Raw genomic sequence first — 18,571 nt, 5'->3', positions numbered from 1 at the left:
ACATACGCAACGCAAAATTATTACTTATATACCACCATCAACTATGACTAACGATTTAGCGTTCATCCTCAAACTGCTTTCGCTGCTGGGCTGTGGGCTGATGGCAGGCGTCTTTTTTGCCTTTTCCACCTTTGTGATGCAGGCGCTGGCGCAACTGAAGCCACCTCAAGGTATTGCCGCTATGCAGGCAATCAATATCACCGTGATTAACCCCTGGTTTATGACCGTGTTTATGGGTACAGCGGCGGTTTGTCTGTTGCTTGCGATCGCAACCCTGCTCAACTGGCAGCAACCCACTGCGATCTATGTGCTCTTGGGCAGTCTGCTCTATCTGATGGGCACCTTTGGCGTCACAATTGTGGGCAATGTACCCCTGAACAATGCACTGGCAGACGTAGAACCCACTAGCGCAGAAGGGGCAGCTTTATGGGCACGCTACCTAACAAGCTGGACAATCTGGAACCACGTCCGGACAGTCGCAGCAGTACTGGCCACTGCCGCTTTTGCCTTTGCCATCCAATCGCCAAGCTGAACGCGATCACAGTTTCATCACTTTGTATCAACACAAGGTGCGATCGCATAGATCTGGATAACGCACATCTTGCACCAAAACCCAGAAGGGTTATTTTGCCGCAGCATCACGGCGGCAAAATAACCCTTCTGGGTTTCTTAAAAGGCAAGGTGCAAGATGTGAGGATAAGGCATATGGATCCGGCAACTCGGATCAATAGACCTTATCGGAAATTGTTTTGTAGCGCGGCTCCGCCGCGCTACAAAACAATTTCCAACACCAAAAACTTTATTTCTAATAAAGTCTAATACACTTGTTTGAGCAATAGAAGGTCGTTATGGCTGTGTGGGCATACTCCACAGCAGTCATTGAAATGGGGCTTCTAGGTGAAGACTTGAATACATTAGAACGACAGCGATTTTATGTGACTTGGGCAATTTTGATTGGCATTGGCTGTTTCCAGCTTCTATTTCGGTTGACCCACATCAATGCTCTTCTGCCATTTCCTGGTAGTGAGCCGATCTCACTTCTGTTGTTGGATCTACTATTTGTGGTTTATTTGTCAGTCTGGCCAGCCTATTTGCGAGTTGAAAATCAGGTTCAAGATTTACGCCACCAGACAATCGCCGGTCTGCTGAAAACAGCCGGCTTCTTTTTACCAGTCCTATATTTAGTGATGATGGCTACGGCCTTGGTCAGAGGTTCTAGCGTATGGCCCATTGAATTTTGCATCATGGCAATTACCCTCATTTGGTTTGCCTTCAGAGCCTTTCCACAATTGCGACGCCTATCTTCTCGATTGCGACCCTATGCTTGGCGCATCTTAGCCACCATCAGCATCATCTTTTTTGTGATTGGCTCTCATCTGTTTTATTGGGGATATCCTTCGACGAGTAATTTTGGCCTACATGCAAACGCCTTTGAGCACGTTGTCAAGCTTGTTGAACAGGAACGGGTACAACTGGAGCCGTTTACCCGACGAGCAGAGGATCAAGGAATACAATTTGGGGTGAGTTTGCCCCGCCGCTACCAGTACCTCAGCCCCTGTGGAACAGTTTTGACACAAGAACGTTCTGGCGTGAAGACATTGACCTTTTGTCAGTTTGGATCGATAGACGGAGAGTCTTCGGTTCTCTATCGATCTGACGACCAAGATGTATCGATCACACCAGACGAGCATCGACGTCTCCAAGAAGCTTCCCCTGATTTATCTGGCCCCTGGCATCTCAGCCGCACCAAGCTCCAAGATCATTGGTTTTGGGTTGAAGCTTGGTCATAACAGACAATACAGAAAAGTGCGATCGCACTTCTTAACCCTCATTATTAACAAAAGTGAGATACGAAATTTTCTTTTCACCCGAAGCCGAAGCCGACATTGCTGCACTGAGGGCAAGTGATCGAGCTAAGGTGTTGGATGGCATCGAGACATTCTTAAGACATGAGCCGGAAAAGGTGAGTAAGAGCCGGATTAAGCGTCTGCGAGAGATGCAAAAACCTCAATATCGGTTGCGGCTTGATGATATACGCGCGTTTTATGACGTGAGTTACGCTGAAGATGGAACTGGGACTGTGGAAGTTCTCCGTATTCGGGAGAAAAATGAGGCGATGAAGTGGCTAGCTGAGTTTGGGGAAAGAGCGGAATGAAGCAAGTATCATTTGATGAAGTGAAGGGCGATCTGTCGGGATATCTGCAACTGGCTGAGAAAGAAAGCGTTGTGATCATGCGCGATGGGCAACCTGTTGGCATTCTCATTGGGTTTGAAGATGCTGAGGACTGGTGGGAAGAACTGTTGCTGCGAGATCCACGTTTTGAGGTAGAAATTGCTCAAGCACGCCAAAGTTTGAAGGAGGGCAAAGGAATTAGTTTAGAAGATTTGAAAGCAAAGTACGCAGACTAATTGCGATCGCACTTTCCAACCCTTTTAGCAAAAGGTGCAATCGCACTTCTGAACATTAAAGAACAACAGCTAGAATACGGATAATCCATACCGTTTAGCGACACAACCGCTCAGTGTTATGCAGTATCAAGACATCATCACGATTGAACCGGGTAAGCGAGGCGACAAGCCTTGCATTCGCGATATGCGGATTACTGTTTATGATGTCTTGGCGTATCGAGCATAAAAATTGCGTTAGCATAAATGGCGATTCTAGGTGTATTCTTAAAAGCTTCCAAAGATTTAACAAGATTTTAATATAGCGAATTCTATAGGATTGATCTAATATTTGCCGTAATTGCCTCAGTTTATTCACAAAAAATTAGAGGACAACATTGATGGACTACAAGACAACTGATGTTTTCGGTGTGAAAAGCTCTCTCATAAAATCCTATATAGAGAGAGAGGCAGTAGATGAAAAATTCAAAGCAGCGTTGTCTAGTGGAAATGAGATTGTCATCTATGGTTCATCTAAGCAAGGTAAAACATCCCTCCTTTTAAAGCATCTTGATACAGATGCTTATGTCAAGGTAGAATGCTCACCTCAAACAACTACAGTTGACATATATAAATCTGTTCTACGGCAACTTGGCATTACATTTATTGAATCAGAAACTGTTGAGTCAACTACTGAAAAGGGTGTTAAGATTGGTGGCGGATTTAAAGTGAAAATCCCCTTTATTGGCGAGACGGGAATCAATCCTGAGCTGTCAAACCAAGCTGGATATTCCAAGGAGCAGAATACAACACATCTTGAGTATAATTTGGCTTTGGCTCAAGACGTTTCAGAGCTACTGAGAGCAAGAAAATTCAAGAAGTTTATCGTATTAGAAAATTTTCACTACCTTCCTAATGAAGTTCAAGAGACTCTATCTTATGATTTAAGGATATTTCAAGATTACGGTTTCATATTCATTATTTTAGGCATTTGGCGTGAAGCAAATCGCTTAGTTCAATTCAATGGCGACTTATTAGATCGTGTTACAGAAGTCCCAGTTGAACCTTGGGATCGAGATGATTTTATGCGAGTCATTGAAAAAGGTGAAAGATTGCTTAATGTTGACTTTTCAAATGTTAAACAGAATATTGTAGAGGAATCATTTAGCAGTGTTGGTGTAGTACAAGAGATTTGTAAGTTATGCTGTCTTGAAGCTGACTTAAAATGCACCTCAGCAGAATTAACTATTGTCACCAGCAAGCATTTTGAAGTTGCAAAACAAAGAAAGGCTGACGAGTATGGCGTAAGACACATTCGCAATTTTGAGTCCTTTGTAGATGTCAGAGTTAGAATAAGTGCTCAGAGCGGGAAACCATCTCTTGCTTATCCTTATTACTTCATCAGGCTCCTTCTAACTCATGACTTTGATGAAATACACAACGGTTTCTCTCGGGGACAACTCTTAGAGGAAATAAGAAAGATTCACCATAGACCTAGTGATGTACGTTCAAGTGATCTTGGAAAGTTTCTACACAATATTACCCAGCATCAGATAAGTAAACGTATTCAACCACCTTTCGTTGATTATGACAGAGGTGGTAAGACTCTAAAAATAATTGACTCTTCGCTCTATTTTTTTCTTAAATATTGCGATAGAGCAGCAATTCTTGATGATATTCCTAATCCTGTAGAAGATATTGCATATGGTGAATTCGACCCTGAAGTCGAATCTATTTGAATGTGAAAAGATCTAAATCCTCGAAGTAATGGGAATAGCTTGAAGTGATAATAGCAGAACTATTTTTTATATCTTCGAAAGATAAGGTGAAGGGAATTTCTGTGCCTGGCAATGCAAAGCATTACATACTCGAGAGGCCAACAGGTGATTCCATACACCATATCCATTAACAAATGATGGGAAAATCGCCGCAGTCGCGCTACTCTGGATAGAACTCTTGTTCTCTAAGTCCACCCATACGTTAAAGTAAAGCGCTGAACCGAGCAGAGACCCTATGACAGCTTCAGATTCTTCTCGGCCTAAACAGATTGTTGGCACCGTCAAAGGGCCAGGTGAAAACGGCAACCAGTATGTGTTCATCACCGCCGACAACCGCTATGTCAAGATTGGCGAGTTTGTCTACTACGAGGTTGAATCCGTTTCCCTAGAACTGCGGACGGAGACGCTGCAAATTCTGGGCAAAATTTCCGGGCGCAAGCTGATTGATCACCTGCCCGATCGCATTTTTGCCGATGCCGAGATTAGTCCCGAAACCATTGCGGCGCTGGTGGGTTTCGCCTATCCCAATCCCGAAATTTATGAAGTCACCGTCGATGTAATTGGCTACTTCCATCCAGCGCTGGGCTTCATGAACCCGCGTAAGACCCCCGATCCGGGCTATAAAGTTTTTCTCGCACCTGACCCGATGCTGCGGCAGATCCTCAACAAGCGGCAGCCAAATGAAGTCGGTGCAGCACACGTTGGCGCCCTGCTGCTGCGGGAGGGGGCGGCGGTGCCGATTGCGCTGGATGTGAAGGAGCTGGTCAGTACCCACATGGCGATTCTGGCCGGAACCGGATCGGGAAAGTCATACACGGCGGGCGTTTTAGTAGAGGAGCTAATGCTGCCCCACAATCGGGCGGCGGTGCTGATTTTTGATCCCCACGGGGAATATGGCACGCTGACCGATATGCGCGGGCATCCAGCGTTCACGGCGGACGATGGCTATGCGCCGGAGGTGAAGGTGCTGACGCCGGACGATATTTGCATTCGCTTTTCGTCACTGGACTACTATGATGTGCTGACGCTGCTGCCGGAGATGAGTGAGCGGCAGCAGTCGATTTTAAATAAGGCGTTCACGATCCTGAATCGGCACCGCAAGGGCAACTATCGCTGGGACGTGCAGGACTTGATTGCCGCTGTGTTTGAGGCCGATCGCACTCAGGACGACGAGGGCAACGAGAAAACCGGATCATCGGCTCCGGCGATTGAGTGGAAGCTGGAGAAACTGGCGCGATCGCAATATTTTCACTCGATGAATCACCTACCGCCCAAGGATCTGTTTGAACCGGGACAGGTGACGGTGCTGCAAATGAATGAAATCAGTCAGGAAGAGCAGCAGGTGATCTGTGCGGCGGTGTTGCGGCAGGCGTATCAGGCGCGCATGGATACGCACAAGGACAAAATCGAAGCGGGCGATGAGAACTACTTGCCCTATCCCGTGTTTATTCTGCTGGAAGAAGCCCATCGGTTTGCGCCAGCGCGGGAACCGTCTCGCTGTAAGGCGGTTTTGCGGACGATCTTAAGTGAAGGACGGAAGTTTGGTTTAGGCGTTGGTTTGATTACCCAGCGACCAGGCAAGCTCGATTCTGATGTGTTGTCCCAATGCATGAGTCAGTTCCTGATGCGGATTGTCAATCCAGTCGATCAGGAAAGCCTCAAGTACGGAGTCGAAGCCGCAGGCCGCGATCTGCTGAAGGAGTTACCTGCGCTTACCAAAGGTCAGGTGATTATTTCCGGAGCCTGCGTAAATACGCCCGTCCTCTGCAAGGTGCGGCAGCGACTCACGGTTCACGGTGGTGAAACGCTCAATGCGCCGGAAATGTGGCAGTCTCACTTCCAGCAGCATCGCCAGAAAACGCGCAAGCTGGAAAAAGCTGCGATCGCAAGTCGCAAGCGCCCCGACACTCTCGACGGGATTAGTATCGATTGAGACTAAAGTTCTGACGGATCGATGCCGAGTTTGCGTAATTTTGCAAAAGCGCGATCGCGTTCTTGCTGAGCCTGATCACGTTCCTGTTGGGCTTGGATGCGGCCTTGCTGAGCCTGATTGAGCGCCTCAAAAATTTCATCGGGATCTTTGAATTGTTCACCATCTGGATAAAAAACGGCTAGGCCATCGTCAAATAGCTCAAAGCGGATGCCCAAAGTTGGCGAAGTCCAAGGAAATTTGATCGGTGCAATGGACACAAAATCTTCGTCTACTATTGACCGCACCAGCCCCAAAAAGTCGTAAGATTCTGGGTCATAGAAAAACATTTCTAAGACGCCATACTGACGATAGAAGGCTTGTTTCTTGACCATTTCCCTGGCGCTGTTGCTAGGCGACAGGATCTCAAAGACAACCTGAGGCGCAATATTATTTTCTTCCCACTGCTTATAGCTGCCGCGATCGCCATCGGGGCAACCTAAAACCACCATGACATCAGGGGCTTGAGCCGGAACGGGAGGAGCATCAACTTGAACGGGATACCACAGCAAATCGCCAGCGACAAAAGCCATTTGATCTTTCAGCAAGCGCTTCAGATTCGCGACCAGACGAACAATCCACCGATATTGCAGCGTATTATCCGCCATCGGCTGACCGTCAGAATCGGGGTATAAAATTTGGGGTTCGATGGGTACTTGAACCATGGGAGTTCCCCTTGAATGGTGTATCCGTTCAGATAGTCCTATTGTATCGAGATGTACTTATAAAGATAGAAGCGCGATCGCGAGTCGCAAACGCCCTGATTGCTTTGACCACATTAGTATTGACGTAGACGAGTAGCAATTCAAAGCTCTTTACCGCTACGTGGCCGAAACTCTCTACAAGTAGGTGTACGATGCCCGAATATTACTGTGACGATGACAAAATAAAAGCCGCTCTTCCTGATCTCAAAACCGTATCAGAAGTCCTTGAAAAACTACGGTACTGGTACAACTGGGGCGACTACGACAAGACTGGCGCTGCGATTTTAGACAAACTCGGAGAAGTAGGCTTCGGTGATCCAGATGCAGTCAAAGCTCTAGAACGGAGTTCGACAGGTCAGATTTTGCTGACCCGCTCTGCCGCTCTGAGAGCACTCAAAAAACTGGCAGAACAAGGGGATTCCTCTGCAGCAGAGGCTCTGAAGCGATCGGAAGCCTATTGGCGCGAGGTCGAATTGCGTGAACAAGAGCAAAAGCGCCAAAGAGCAGCTCTTGCTTTGCAGCGCGAGGCAGAACAGTTAGGCATTACCGTTGAAGAATTAATTCAGCAACAACCGTAGCAGCCACAACAACAAAAACAGGGCGAATGCCATTCGCCCCTACAGCCTCAATGCCCTTTACGGCCCTGTTCCTACTGCGTTTGCTCTGCCTTTTGTAACGCCAAAGTGCTATTGGCTGCATACTCTGCCACTTTCCGCTGCGCTAGCGCATGGCGCTGATCGGTTTCCGGCACCTGCGCCATCAGATCAGACGCTCGCTGCCAGCGCGTTGCCAAATCAAGCCAGTCGGAACGAGTTTGAGCCTGTCCACCTTCAACTGCGGCTTGCGTAGCCAGTTCCACAGCCTGCGCAAAGGGATCTTCGGTGTCGCTTACTGTAGGAGTACCATCACCTTCGGTAGATTCAACAACAGGCTGGGTAGCTGAGTCGCCGCCAAAGCCCAGCCAGTCGCGCATAGCCCAGCCGATAAGTCCGAGTAAAACGACCAAACTGACACCGCCGACCAAGCCACGGATAATGAGCTTAGTTTTCTTCGATTGATTGCCAGATGGGGGAGCTTGAAACCGCGATCGCACATATTGCTGAAACTGCCGATCTTCACGAATGCGGCGCATCAGACCGGGGCGACGCAGGGTAATCGGTTGCGACCACAGGAGCTGACCTTCTGGATCGCGGCGAATTTCTTCCAGCCAGAGCAACTGCTGCTCCCGCACAATACGGCTATTAATCACCACTTGTCGAATATTGCGCGGGCCAATTCCTTCCAAAATTTGCTGGATGCGGTTGACCAGCTTCGAGGGATCAAGCTGTTCGGGCGTTGCCGCCTCACACAGCAGTTGCAGGACGCCATCTGCTAAAACAGCCCGCGTCCGCACACCGCTCTCCGATAGCTTTTCATTCAGAATCTGAATAATCGCCGCCACGCTGCCCTGACGAGCCTGGTGATACATGTCGTCAACCAAAACTGACATGTCGGTCTCGTTTTGAGGTTTGGGCATCCCTGATCCGTTCATAGTAGAAACCTGCTGGTTTGACGCTGCCTTTTGGTTTGACACCATTCCGTATCCACCATCGTTATCGTGTTTACAGTATTGATTCAGGATTTGGCACCCTCTATCCAATCATTCAGCAGTACAGTTTGCCATCATCCGAAATACTTGGGTTGAAATTATCGTGTCTTGTTGTTAAGCACACTGAATTTTACTTCTCTTTATATTGTCTCAAATCATCACGATTGGGATCAGTGGGTTAAAAATTGAGCCTGTGCTGAGCCGATAGATGGTAGAGCCACAAGATTCAGTAGATGTGACGTAGCGAATCCATTTATGTTGCAGCCTCTTAACTTTGCACGGTTGCGTACAGCATTTAAGTAGTCGGGGCAATAGCCTAGTTGTAGTAGATGCTGGATAGCAATTTGGGTAAACGGTTGAATACCAATGGCGCTCAAGCTTTGAATACTCCTAATACCAGTCCATATGTCACAGTCCATGTGCCGAGGAGATTCCGGTTGAGCGAGTTGAGTTACGAATTTAGCCGTTATCTGCTAATTACGATCGCAGATAATCCCACAATCTGCGAAATGATACTCAAAATCGCATCTGAGTTCCAATCTGAGTTCCCAACGAAACGTCAAACGTCACCTTATCTCAAGCAAACATTTAGCCTGTAACCAAGTTTTGTCTCACCATGTACCGCACTGTATCACCGCTATTGCAACGCTCAACCACTGCAAAACATAAAAAGTTTCCATTGATCATTCGTTCTGATTGAAAGGCATCAGCAGCCAGCCTAAACATCCACATTCAAAGACTTATTTGTTGATTCTCCTACTTGGGACATAAATATTGCGAGAGCTAACCTAACCTGTGGAGTAAATATGTCGAATCTCCTTGTTAATAAGCAGGATGCAAATATGTCTCTAAAGGGACGAACAGTTTTAATCGTCGATGGTGATTCCGATTCGATCAAGATATTAGAGTTTTTACTTGAGTCCTATGAGATGCAGGTTCTGACAGCGTCTTATGCAACTGAAGCACTAGACCTAATCCAGCAACATGCTGTTGATTTAGTCATTAGTGAACTTGCATTACCTGATGTTGATGGATGTATCTTTCTAAAACAGATTCAATCTCTGCCAATGGCAAGTGTTGGTCATCTCAAATCTGTTGCGCTCACAGTTTGTGCGCTAGATAAAGATCGACAAATGGCTTTAGAATCAGGATTTTGTCAGCATATTGCTAAGCCCTTTGATCTGGATGAACTTATGCAAATAATCGTGCAGCTACTTGCTGAAGAGTGTTAAAAGTAAAAGGCGGAGAATAGCAACAATTGCTCAATCTTTTCGATGAATTTACTGCTATTTAAAACGCTTGATGATCACGATCAGTGATGACATCATTCTTAGGTTAGGGCGTGTAAGAAATTCTGACTAACTAAATTGGGATTTCTGATAAGGATACAGAATTAAATCAGTACATTAGGTTTTAGTTTCTGTTCGCTTCAATACACCTAGTTAAGCTAAAGCCGTTTGCCAAAGGTCTTTCATGAATTCGCTGTTGAATTGGCTCATTGAAGAAACCAACGATGTGCTTGAACCACATCTGAGAGAAGTCAAACTCGAACAAAGCCAAATCCTGCAGAATTCCGGTGAGACCATCAATCAAGTTTATTTTCCGATTGACTGTTTATTGTCGGTTACAGTGACGATGCAGAACGGTGATACAGCAGAAGTAGGAACCGTTGGTAATAGAGGGATGCTGGGCGTTGATGCGCTTCTAGGCAATCAAGCAACAGCGAATACTGAACATATCGTGCAAATAGCTGGACAAGCTGTCACCTTAGGAGCAGATCTATTACGACAAGTATTTGAGCAAAGCCCAAAGGTGCGAAATATTTTGTTGGGTTATGCGCAAGTGTTTTTGAATCAAGTTTCTCAAACGGCTGCTTGCAACCGTCTACATACGTTAGAGCAGCGATTTGCACGTTGGCTACTGGTGGCCCAAAGCCAAGTTGATTCAAGTTATTTAGAGTTGACTCAGGCGTTTATTGCGCAGATGCTAGGCGTACGGCGGGCTGGTGTAACGCAGGCCGCTCAAAAACTACAGCTTAACGGTGCAATTCGATATCATCATGGTCGAATTCAAATCCTCAATCAGGCAGAGCTACAGCAGTCTGCTTGTGAGTGCTACCAAGTGATGGTGCAGCAGTACGATCGTTCACTTGGGATCAAAATGAGTCAGCCAAAAGACTGATTTTGCAAAAAAATAATTGATTAATTTATATATTGAAAAATCAAATTATCGCAATAATTATTTCTTCAAGCAGATGCAAACTGGAGAAAGTTCGCTGAAGATCTATAAGGAGTAAAGCAATTAATAATCAGCTTCTATTCACAAATTTTAATTGAGCGTTGTACATATTCTGACGACTCAATATCTACCGCTAAATTAATAAGATGAACCAAGTCAATAACAAACAGTTGGCCATTTTATTGATCGAACAAGACGATGAAACGCGCCCTCTTTTAAAGCAAAATCTTCGTACTTTAGGTTATTTAGTAATTAATGAATTAGACGAAATTGGTGCCGTTGAACGTATTCGAGGGAGTCGAATTAAGCCTAATTTGATTTTAATTAATCAAATTGAGCAGACGGTTAATGCTTCTCTGAGCATGGGGAAGCGGATTCGACGCGACGCCAATTTACCGGATCATACTCTCATCATTATCTATGCTGATGAATTTGGACCAGACTTACAGGGGCAAGATGTTCAAGTTGGCGATTACGAATACGTCACCTATCCCGAAGACGGAGAACAACTGTTTAGCTTGATTAGCCGCGTGCTTCCTCTGGTGAATGGTGCTTAATTTTGTTTGGCTTAGCTAGTCGCGTGCTTCCTCCAGCGAATGGTGTTTGAGCGACACCGATCATCTTTGATTGCAGCTCATTGCCGTATTGATAAGTTTATCTAATTAACACTAGAGAATTGTTTGAACTCTGATTTAGCTGGCTTTGGGTGCTAAATCGCTAGCATTGCCCCGTACAATAGAGTTTGGATTAATGGAATCCATTCATCAATACATACGATTGATTCGCCACTAAGGATTAAGGAGAAAGGTCATGCCACAGGCCGTTGGATCACTTGAAACTAAGGGTTTTCCGCCCGTTCTCGCTGCTGCTGATGCAATGGTAAAGGCTGGGCGCGTGACTTTGGTTGGTTATATTCGGGCTGGTAGTGCGCGGTTTGTTGTGAATATCCGGGGGGATATCTCCGAGGTGAAGGCGGCAATGGCTGCGGGTGTAGAAGCAGCGGAGAAAGCACCGGGCGGTGTTTTGGAAACCTGGGTGATTATTCCGCGTCCGCATGAGAACGTCGTCGCCGTGCTGCCAATCGACTACTCGCCGGAAGTGGAAGAATTCCGTCAAGCCGTTGAAGGCATTACCGTTGTAGGCTAAAAGGCTGTTCGCTGAAGAGACATTCGCTAAAGAATAGGTTGGCCATCTGCTGGCTTATCTAGATGGTTGTGTACTCAAATGGAAGGGGTTGTTTTGTGGCGGTACTGCGACAGAATAGCCCCTTCTAGCTTTAGGTCCAAGTTTCATTGCACATCCCTGATTTAGCTTTTACAATCCAGAATCGGTAGCCTATTCCAGTTTTTGGTTGCCTAGAGATTGTGGATTAAAGCTTTGTCCGATCTGCCGCTAGTTTATCATCCAAACTACGTGACGCCTCTACCGGAGGGGCATCGGTTTCCGATGGCGAAGTTTGGTCTGCTGCGCGATCGCATTTTGCAAGACCAAGTTGCCAATGCCGCCCAGTTTCATCAGCCAGAGTTACCGTCTACAGACTGGCTGGAACTGGTGCATCTACCGGAATACGTGCGCGATTACTGTGAGGGCACGCTAGATGTGAAAGCGCAGCGGCGGATTGGTTTACCCTGGAGTCCAGGCTTAGTATCGCGAACCTGTACCGCAGTCGGCGGCACGATTCTGACGGCGCAGTTAGCGATGCAGTATGGCCTCGCCTGCAATACCGCTGGCGGAACCCATCATGCCTTTCCGGCCTATGGGTCTGGGTTTTGTATTTTTAACGATCTTGCGATCTCAAGCCGAGTGCTACAGCAGCAGGGCTTGGCTCAGAAAATTCTGATCGTCGATCTAGACGTGCATCAGGGTGATGGTACTGCGCACATCTTTCAAGATGACGACAGCGTGTTTACCTTTTCGATGCACTGCGAGGCTAACTTTCCGGGTCGCAAGCAGCAGAGCAATCTAGATGTGCCGCTGCCGATTGGCACCGAAGATGATGAATATCTCCGTATTCTGTCCAATTATTTACCGGACTTGCTGACCGAGGTGCAGCCGGATTTAGTTTTTTACGATGCAGGCGTTGATCCGCATTTGTGCGATCGCTTAGGTAAACTGGCGCTGACTGATACAGGTCTTTTTCGGCGCGAGATGCAGGTGCTGAGTACCTGTGTAGCCGCAGGATATCCCGTTGCTTGCGTGATCGGTGGCGGCTACGGCGACAAAATGGAAGATTTGGTCTACCGACATTCTTTACTGCACCGTGCTGCCAGCGATGTCTATCGTCACCATCGCCTATAGTTTTATGATTCTAGAAGTTGCCGTTCTCAATATTATTCCTGGGCATTGTGAAGACTTTGAAGCGGCTTTTTGGGAAGCCCAGTCGATTATTTCGTCAATGAACGGGTATATTTCCCATGAACTGCATCGCTGTATTGAAAACGAAAATCGATACCTATTATTGGTTAATTGGGAAAAACTAGACGATCATATTCAAGGATTCCGTAAGTCTCCTGAATATCAAGAATGGAAAGCATTATTACATCATTTTTATGATCCATTTCCTGAGGTAGGGCATTATGAAATATGCAAGAGTAGCCAACAATAAGCCGTTATCGAAGAAAGAGTTTATCCAGAAGCTAGCGTAGTGATCTCATGCATATCCGTGCCTCTAAAATTTTGCTCATGCTGTCTGTGTCATTATTGCTCACGGCGATTGTGTTCAATAACCTGACAGATTACGGGTCAAATTTTCAATATGTGGCTCATATTATGAGCATGGATACTATCTTTCCAGATAGCGCATTAGCTTGGCGAGCAATTACTTCTACGGCTCTGCATCATGCAGCTTATATTGCACTTATACTCGTTGAAACTGTTACAGCAATTTTATGTTGGTGGGGCACAGTTCAGCTTTATCAAGCACGACAAGATGCAAAAGCATTTAATCAGGCTAAAGGAATTGCGGTTCTAGGACTAACCGCAGGAATTTTTCTCTGGTTGACCGGATTTATGACAATTGGTGGGGAATGGTTTGCTATGTGGCAGTCTGAGATCTGGAACGCTCAACAGCCCGCTTTTCGCTTCATCATGCTGTTGGGATTCGTGCTCATCTTTTTGACGATGAAGGATGACGAATCGTTGTCTTAGTCGCCCTTTCTAGACTACTGAAAATAACTAATTTTACATCCTGAATTAAATCTAGAAGGATAATTTGTCGTCGCAACGCAGTAGCAAATTATTCTTCCAGGCTCTGGATTTGTAAGGTGCAAGACATAAGTTTGGAAACCAGAGCGATAAATTTTCTATCCCTTCACACAACCATGAAAATTTCAATAAGCCTCTTTAGGGGTCTTCTCAGAGATGATCCCTAACTTTTAATAATGGACTCAGTAAAATTTCGGGTGCCCTGTTTCTAATCGCTTTTGCCCCTCAGTGATTTTTAAGCCCAATTCAAACATTTCCTATTGATATCGTGCATTTTGCCCAGCCTAGATTCCTAAGTAGGCATTCTGTCGCTGCGTAGCAGTCGCAAAGTATCCTCCTGGATTTTGCGCAGAATGTCCGCCATCGATAACCACTGAGAAGATCGTCATCCATTAAATTTATGCATACTGCCTTTAAATCGAGTGTTTTATTACCTAGTCTGCTGCTTGGGTTAAGTCTGCCGTCACCGCTCTATGCTCAATCCATCATTGCAACTGATGGTGGTGGCACAAATGTGCAGCAGTTCGGTAGTGAATATCAAATTGACGGTGGTATTCGTAACGACGCGAATTTATTTCACAGCTTTGATCAGCTCAATTTGGATGCAGGTGAGACAGCCAACTTCCGATCGCAACCCAACATCCAAAATATTCTCGGTCGGATCAGTGGTGGCGACCCGTCGATAATTGACGGCCTGCTGCGGGTGAGTGGCGGCGAGGCCAATCTGTACTTGATGAATCCGGCGGGTATTCTGTTTGGTGAAAATGCTCGGTTAGACATCCCCGGCTCGTTTGCCGCAACGACAGCAACGGGTATTGGCTTTGGAGACGGCTGGTTCAATGCCGTTGGTGAAAACGACTACAGCACCCTGGTGGGCTCCCCGACTGACTTTGCGTTTAGCACCGCGCAACCGGGCAGCATCGTCAATCAAGCTAACCTGAGCGTCAATCCCGGTGAGTCACTGAGCTTGATCGCGGGCAATGTGGTGAACGTGGGGCAGTTAGAGGCTCCGGCAGGACAAATTGCGATCGCATCTGTCCAGGGTGGCGAGCGAGTGCGCATCAGCCAAGACGGCATGTTGCTGAGTCTAGAAGTTTCAGCCCTGGATGCTGGCTCAACTACGGGCTTGAACCCACTGCCGTTTCAGCCCTTGGATTTACCGTCCCTGCTTACGGGAACTGGTACTCAGCTTGATCACGCAAATCAGATCACGGTCGATGCAGACGGCACGATTCGTTTAGGACAGGGTGCAAGCCGCGATATTGCAGCCAATAATGCGGCAGGCATAGCGGTACTCAGCGGTACAACCAGCGTTGCCGGGACGACAGGACAAGCGGGGGGACAAATCGTCGTTGAGGCTGACCGGGCAGCGTTTCCTGCTGGACTAATTGATATTTCGGGTGAACTAGGGGGTGGTCGCCTAGAGGTCTATACCAATCAGTTTACGCTCGGTACAGCCATTGATGCGTCTGGTGGCATCGGTAGCGATTCAGGTGGCTACGTACTGCTGGATCCAGACGTCGCAAACGTGGAGTTAGCCGACGTACCGTCAATTGTGACAGCTCTAGGTTCCGGTGCAGATGTCGTGATTGATGCCGCCTCCACGATTAATATCAATGCCCCCATCAACACCAGCGCTCAGGCAAGTACAGCGACCCTGCAACTGACGGATGAAAATGCCGATAATAACCTGACCATTAACCTGAATCAGCCGATTACCCTTGGTGCTAATCAAACCCTGACGGGCGAAGGCACAACGGTTAATGTCACCACTGGTCGAGTGCAGAACGGGATTGATGTTGCCGCTGAGGGAGCCACGGTTAATCTCGCGGCTGCGACTTATCAAGAGAGTCGTGAAATTCGGATTGCGCGATCGCTAACGCTCCAAGGGCAAGGAGCCGACCAAACGGTTCTATTTGGCAACAACACCCATCGTGTTCTGTTCGTGGATGGCTCCGGTGGTGATGTAAATGTCACTCTCAGCGATCTGGCTGTAACCCGAGGCGCAGCGGCTGAAGGAGCTGGCATTTATAACAACCAAGCTAACCTAACGATTCGCAATAGCCGAATCGAAAATAACAGAGCCACGGTCGGGACACCACTCATCCGACGCGGCGGCGGCATTTTCAATAACAACAGCACCAGCGGCAGTCTGCTGATTGAAGATAGCACGATTGCCAACAATGCAGTTCTAGGCGGCAACGGTACCGTTTCTGGTCAAGCGGGCTACGGCGGTGGATTATTCAATCAAGATGGTGATCTGACTATTCGCCGCAGTACGTTTAGCAACAACCAAGTGATTGGTGGCAACGGTGGAACGTTTGGTGGAGCTGGACATGGTGGTGCGCTCTATAACGCCGCTAGTATGCAATCAAATGTCACCATTACAGACAGCACGTTCAGCGGCAATCAGGCGATCAGCGGCACTGGAACTAGCTCAACACTCGGTGGCTACGGTGGCGCAATTTACAATAATGACCGTCTCACTCTAGTCAACAGCACCATCACCAACAACACAGCCAGCGGCACGGGTGACCTAGGTGGGCAGGGTGGTGGCCTTTACCTAGGAAATTTCGCTGAAACTGACATTGGCAACTCGATCATTGCTGGAAATACCAGCAACACTTCCGGCGTTGATGTGCAGGGCGAGGTAACAGAAGACCTGGGCGCAAACCTGATCGGCAACGCAGATGGCAGCATCGGATTTGCAACCAGCACGCTACTTGGCAGCACGGCTAATCCGCTCGATCCAGGACTGCAACCGTTAGGCAACTACGGTGGCCCCACCCAAACTCATCGGCCACGACCTGACAGTATTGTGCTGGACAGCGGCGCAGTTGTCGCAGCTTCCAGTACCGATCAGCGGGGCCAAATTCGAATCGGCGGAGCAGGCATCGACATTGGAGCCGTAGAAACGAGCTACGACATTCTGGCAACACTGGGCAATGGACAGTCAACGGTCGTCAACACCAACTTTGGCACCAACCTACAGGTACAGCTCACTGAAGCAGGTCAGCCAGCCGCGATCGCAGGTGTCCCGATTACCTTCATCCTGCCCGATGCAGAAGTCAGCGGCAACTTCAGTGGTAGCCGCACGGCCACGGTGAATACTGACGGTAGCGGAGTTGCGATCGCACCCACCTTAACCGCCAGCATCCGCAGCGGAGAATTTATCACCACCGCCAGCTCTGGCAACTTGACCGATCAGCAGTTCACGCTGACCAACCTAGCCGATCAGCCAGCACAGATCACCATTCTGGGCGGTGATGGACAAGCCACAACCGTGAATACAGCCTTTGCCAATGCCCTCACGATTCAGGTCACCGATCAGTTTGGCAATGCTGTACCCAATGCAGCCGTCTCCTTTGTGGCTCCCACAACAGGCGCAAGCAGCTTGTTTGGTGGCAGCACTGTTTATCAAGTTGTGACTAATGGCAATGGCTTGACCTCTACAATGCAGCCCTTTGCTAACGGCACGACCGGATCATACGTTGTCAACGTGGCTGTGGGCGAATTGAACGAGGCGCTGTTCAACCTGACCAATTTGGCTCAGTTGAGCAATAATCCTGGCGGTGAAACTCCCGGTGGTGAACCGCCTAGTGAAACTCCCGGTGGCGGGATTCCTGGCGGAATTCCTGGCGGTGGTACAGGTGGCAATCCAATTCCCAATAATCCGGGTGAGAACCCTGTTCCAGGTGAGAATCCTGTTTCAGGTGAGAATCCCGAACCGACCAATCCGCCAGAGGTTGATATCGTTGTCTTGGATAGAGATTTGTTCAGCGATACCAATTCTCAATTTGATACGGTTGCTGTGTCCTGCCCGGCTGCGATCGCAGTTTTAGAAGCGGAAGAGGTTGCAGAGCCAGAGGTGGATGATCAAACTATTCTGCTGCTCAGAGAGGCCGATGCAGAAGCCTGCTCGACTGACATCTTAGGCCTTGAAGAAGTCCCAGAGCCGTTGGAATAGACCGCAATACAAAATTAAACGAGTACTGGGAGAACTCCGGCGGAATTGCCCTCAGTACTCGTTTGATCAACCACTAGCGAACTGCGATCGCAAATTGCCTTTGGATTGTCTCAAGCGATTCTGCCCAGAGGGTTTCAGGCTGCCAGCTATCGGGATCAAACTGGGCCGCTTGCCCCCGTTGATACGCCTGCCATAACCGCGATCGCACCTTGTCTGACAGCCCAGGCGAGCGATGAATTGAATCTCTTGGGGTCCATTCCCCGCCGCTCTGCGGCGTAAGATCTAAGAATGAGTGAGTACATCCACAAGAGTCATAACGTAACAGTTTTGCTATACCACTTAGTGTTTCCAGCAAAGTATCGACGGGTTGTGTTTGATGAGCAAGTAGATGCGGTTCTGCGAGAGGTCTGCCTCGAAATCGAGAAACGCTACGAGGTGAAGTTTGTCGAAATTGGAGTGGACAAAGACCATGTCCATTTTCTAGTGCAGTCCGTGCCGACCTATAGTGTGACCAAACTGGTAACGATGCTGAAAAGTTTAACTGCACGAGAAGTCTTCAAACGATGCCCTCAAGTGAAGCAGAAACTTTGGGGAGGCGAGTTTTGGAGTGATGGATATTTTGCGAGTACAGTAGGCCGCCACGGGGATGAAGGAATGATCGCCAAATATGTTCAAGCCCAAGGCAAAGATTACCTCAAATTGCATCGGGATAATCAACTTGCTCTTTTTTGATTCTGA

The 18,571-nt window shown here is 47.8% G+C and carries 20 protein-coding genes and 1 pseudogene; 18 read left to right on the top strand and 3 right to left on the bottom strand.

Going from position 1 to position 18,571, the window contains the following annotated elements:
• Positions 1 to 43: 43 nt before the first annotated feature.
• The 7 genes and pseudogenes from AC286M_RS09025 to AC286M_RS08995 all read left to right on the top strand — a co-directional run bounded on the left by AC286M_RS09025 (position 44) and on the right by AC286M_RS08995 (position 6,096).
• A complete protein-coding gene (locus tag AC286M_RS09025) occupies positions 44 to 532 on the top strand; it encodes an anthrone oxygenase family protein (RefSeq protein WP_488204059.1) in 489 nt (162 codons plus the stop codon).
• A gap of 316 nt (positions 533 to 848) precedes the next feature.
• Positions 849 to 1,790 carry a hypothetical protein gene (locus AC286M_RS09020; RefSeq protein ID WP_488204058.1) on the top strand — a complete coding sequence of 314 codons (942 nt, stop codon included), beginning with the start codon at positions 849 to 851 and terminating at the stop codon, positions 1,788 to 1,790.
• A 53-nt stretch (positions 1,791 to 1,843) separates the two neighbouring features.
• Positions 1,844 to 2,155, top strand: coding sequence for a type II toxin-antitoxin system RelE family toxin (locus AC286M_RS09015; protein ID WP_488204057.1), 312 nt, complete (start codon positions 1,844 to 1,846; stop codon positions 2,153 to 2,155).
• Positions 2,152 to 2,409 (top strand): type II toxin-antitoxin system Phd/YefM family antitoxin, encoded by a 258-nt coding sequence (locus tag AC286M_RS09010; protein WP_488204056.1) that lies wholly within the window; start codon positions 2,152 to 2,154, stop codon positions 2,407 to 2,409. The genes AC286M_RS09015 and AC286M_RS09010 overlap by 4 nt, the downstream gene beginning before the upstream one ends.
• A 118-nt stretch (positions 2,410 to 2,527) precedes the next feature.
• Positions 2,528 to 2,632, top strand: a pseudogene (locus AC286M_RS09005) (DUF433 domain-containing protein); the annotation flags it as partial.
• Between the two features lie 154 nt (positions 2,633 to 2,786).
• The gene (locus tag AC286M_RS09000; RefSeq protein WP_488204055.1) at positions 2,787 to 4,124 is read left to right on the top strand and encodes a hypothetical protein; all 1,338 of its coding nucleotides are present in this window, start codon (positions 2,787 to 2,789) and stop codon (positions 4,122 to 4,124) included.
• Positions 4,125 to 4,398: 274 nt separating this feature from the next.
• Positions 4,399 to 6,096 (top strand): ATP-binding protein, encoded by a 1,698-nt coding sequence (locus AC286M_RS08995; protein WP_488204054.1) that lies wholly within the window; start codon positions 4,399 to 4,401, stop codon positions 6,094 to 6,096.
• 2 nt (positions 6,097 to 6,098) lie between these two features.
• Here the strand turns inward: AC286M_RS08995 and AC286M_RS08990 are convergent, their stop codons facing one another.
• Entirely contained in the window at positions 6,099 to 6,797 is a 699-nt protein-coding gene (locus AC286M_RS08990) for a Uma2 family endonuclease (RefSeq protein ID WP_488204053.1), read from the bottom strand.
• A 191-nt stretch (positions 6,798 to 6,988) separates the two neighbouring features.
• On the opposite strand from AC286M_RS08990, the gene AC286M_RS08985 reads away from it, so the two are divergent.
• Positions 6,989 to 7,414: a hypothetical protein gene (locus AC286M_RS08985; protein ID WP_488204052.1), complete on the top strand. Its 426-nt coding sequence runs from the start codon at positions 6,989 to 6,991 to the stop codon at positions 7,412 to 7,414.
• A gap of 71 nt (positions 7,415 to 7,485) precedes the next feature.
• On the opposite strand, the gene AC286M_RS08980 is transcribed toward AC286M_RS08985, so the two are convergent.
• Positions 7,486 to 8,367 carry a hypothetical protein gene (locus AC286M_RS08980; protein ID WP_488204051.1) on the bottom strand — a complete coding sequence of 294 codons (882 nt, stop codon included), beginning with the start codon at positions 8,365 to 8,367 and terminating at the stop codon, positions 7,486 to 7,488.
• A 386-nt stretch (positions 8,368 to 8,753) separates the two neighbouring features.
• Between AC286M_RS08980 and AC286M_RS08975 the strand changes: the two genes are divergently transcribed.
• The 9 genes from AC286M_RS08975 (at position 8,754) to AC286M_RS08935 (ending at position 17,833) form a co-directional block, all read left to right on the top strand.
• Complete coding sequence (locus tag AC286M_RS08975; protein ID WP_488204050.1) at positions 8,754 to 9,023, top strand: hypothetical protein; 270 nt, start codon at positions 8,754 to 8,756, stop codon at positions 9,021 to 9,023.
• Between the two features lie 207 nt (positions 9,024 to 9,230).
• Positions 9,231 to 9,656, top strand: a complete 426-nt coding sequence (locus AC286M_RS08970; RefSeq protein ID WP_488204049.1) for a response regulator — start codon at positions 9,231 to 9,233, stop codon at positions 9,654 to 9,656.
• Between the two features lie 241 nt (positions 9,657 to 9,897).
• Positions 9,898 to 10,605, top strand: coding sequence for a Crp/Fnr family transcriptional regulator (locus AC286M_RS08965; protein ID WP_488204048.1), 708 nt, complete (start codon positions 9,898 to 9,900; stop codon positions 10,603 to 10,605).
• 203 nt (positions 10,606 to 10,808) lie between these two features.
• Positions 10,809 to 11,219: an ANTAR domain-containing protein gene (locus AC286M_RS08960; protein WP_488204047.1), complete on the top strand. Its 411-nt coding sequence runs from the start codon at positions 10,809 to 10,811 to the stop codon at positions 11,217 to 11,219.
• Between the two features lie 253 nt (positions 11,220 to 11,472).
• Positions 11,473 to 11,808, top strand: a complete 336-nt coding sequence (locus AC286M_RS08955) for a carbon dioxide-concentrating mechanism protein CcmK (RefSeq protein WP_488204046.1) — start codon at positions 11,473 to 11,475, stop codon at positions 11,806 to 11,808.
• A 231-nt stretch (positions 11,809 to 12,039) separates the two neighbouring features.
• Positions 12,040 to 12,960 (top strand): histone deacetylase family protein, encoded by a 921-nt coding sequence (locus AC286M_RS08950; RefSeq protein ID WP_488204045.1) that lies wholly within the window; start codon positions 12,040 to 12,042, stop codon positions 12,958 to 12,960.
• Positions 12,935 to 13,267: an antibiotic biosynthesis monooxygenase family protein gene (locus tag AC286M_RS08945; protein ID WP_488204044.1), complete on the top strand. Its 333-nt coding sequence runs from the start codon at positions 12,935 to 12,937 to the stop codon at positions 13,265 to 13,267. Before AC286M_RS08950 ends, AC286M_RS08945 begins: the two co-directional genes overlap by 26 nt.
• Before the next feature lie 47 nt (positions 13,268 to 13,314).
• Complete coding sequence (locus tag AC286M_RS08940; protein ID WP_488204043.1) at positions 13,315 to 13,809, top strand: DUF2165 family protein; 495 nt, start codon at positions 13,315 to 13,317, stop codon at positions 13,807 to 13,809.
• A 457-nt stretch (positions 13,810 to 14,266) separates the two neighbouring features.
• Positions 14,267 to 17,833: a two-partner secretion domain-containing protein gene (locus AC286M_RS08935; protein WP_488204042.1), complete on the top strand. Its 3,567-nt coding sequence runs from the start codon at positions 14,267 to 14,269 to the stop codon at positions 17,831 to 17,833.
• 73 nt (positions 17,834 to 17,906) lie between these two features.
• On the opposite strand, the gene AC286M_RS08930 is transcribed toward AC286M_RS08935, so the two are convergent.
• A complete protein-coding gene (locus AC286M_RS08930) occupies positions 17,907 to 18,041 on the bottom strand; it encodes a hypothetical protein (RefSeq protein WP_488204041.1) in 135 nt (44 codons plus the stop codon).
• Positions 18,042 to 18,121: 80 nt separating this feature from the next.
• On the opposite strand from AC286M_RS08930, the gene tnpA reads away from it, so the two are divergent.
• The gene (gene tnpA, locus AC286M_RS08925) at positions 18,122 to 18,565 is read left to right on the top strand and encodes an IS200/IS605 family transposase (protein WP_488202591.1); all 444 of its coding nucleotides are present in this window, start codon (positions 18,122 to 18,124) and stop codon (positions 18,563 to 18,565) included.
• The last annotated feature ends 6 nt before the right edge of the window (positions 18,566 to 18,571 follow it).

Source organism: Thainema salinarum CENA647, assembly GCF_057732415.1.
Note: the sequence above shows the minus strand (reverse complement) of the source record. Positions and strands in the feature narration are given on the sequence as shown.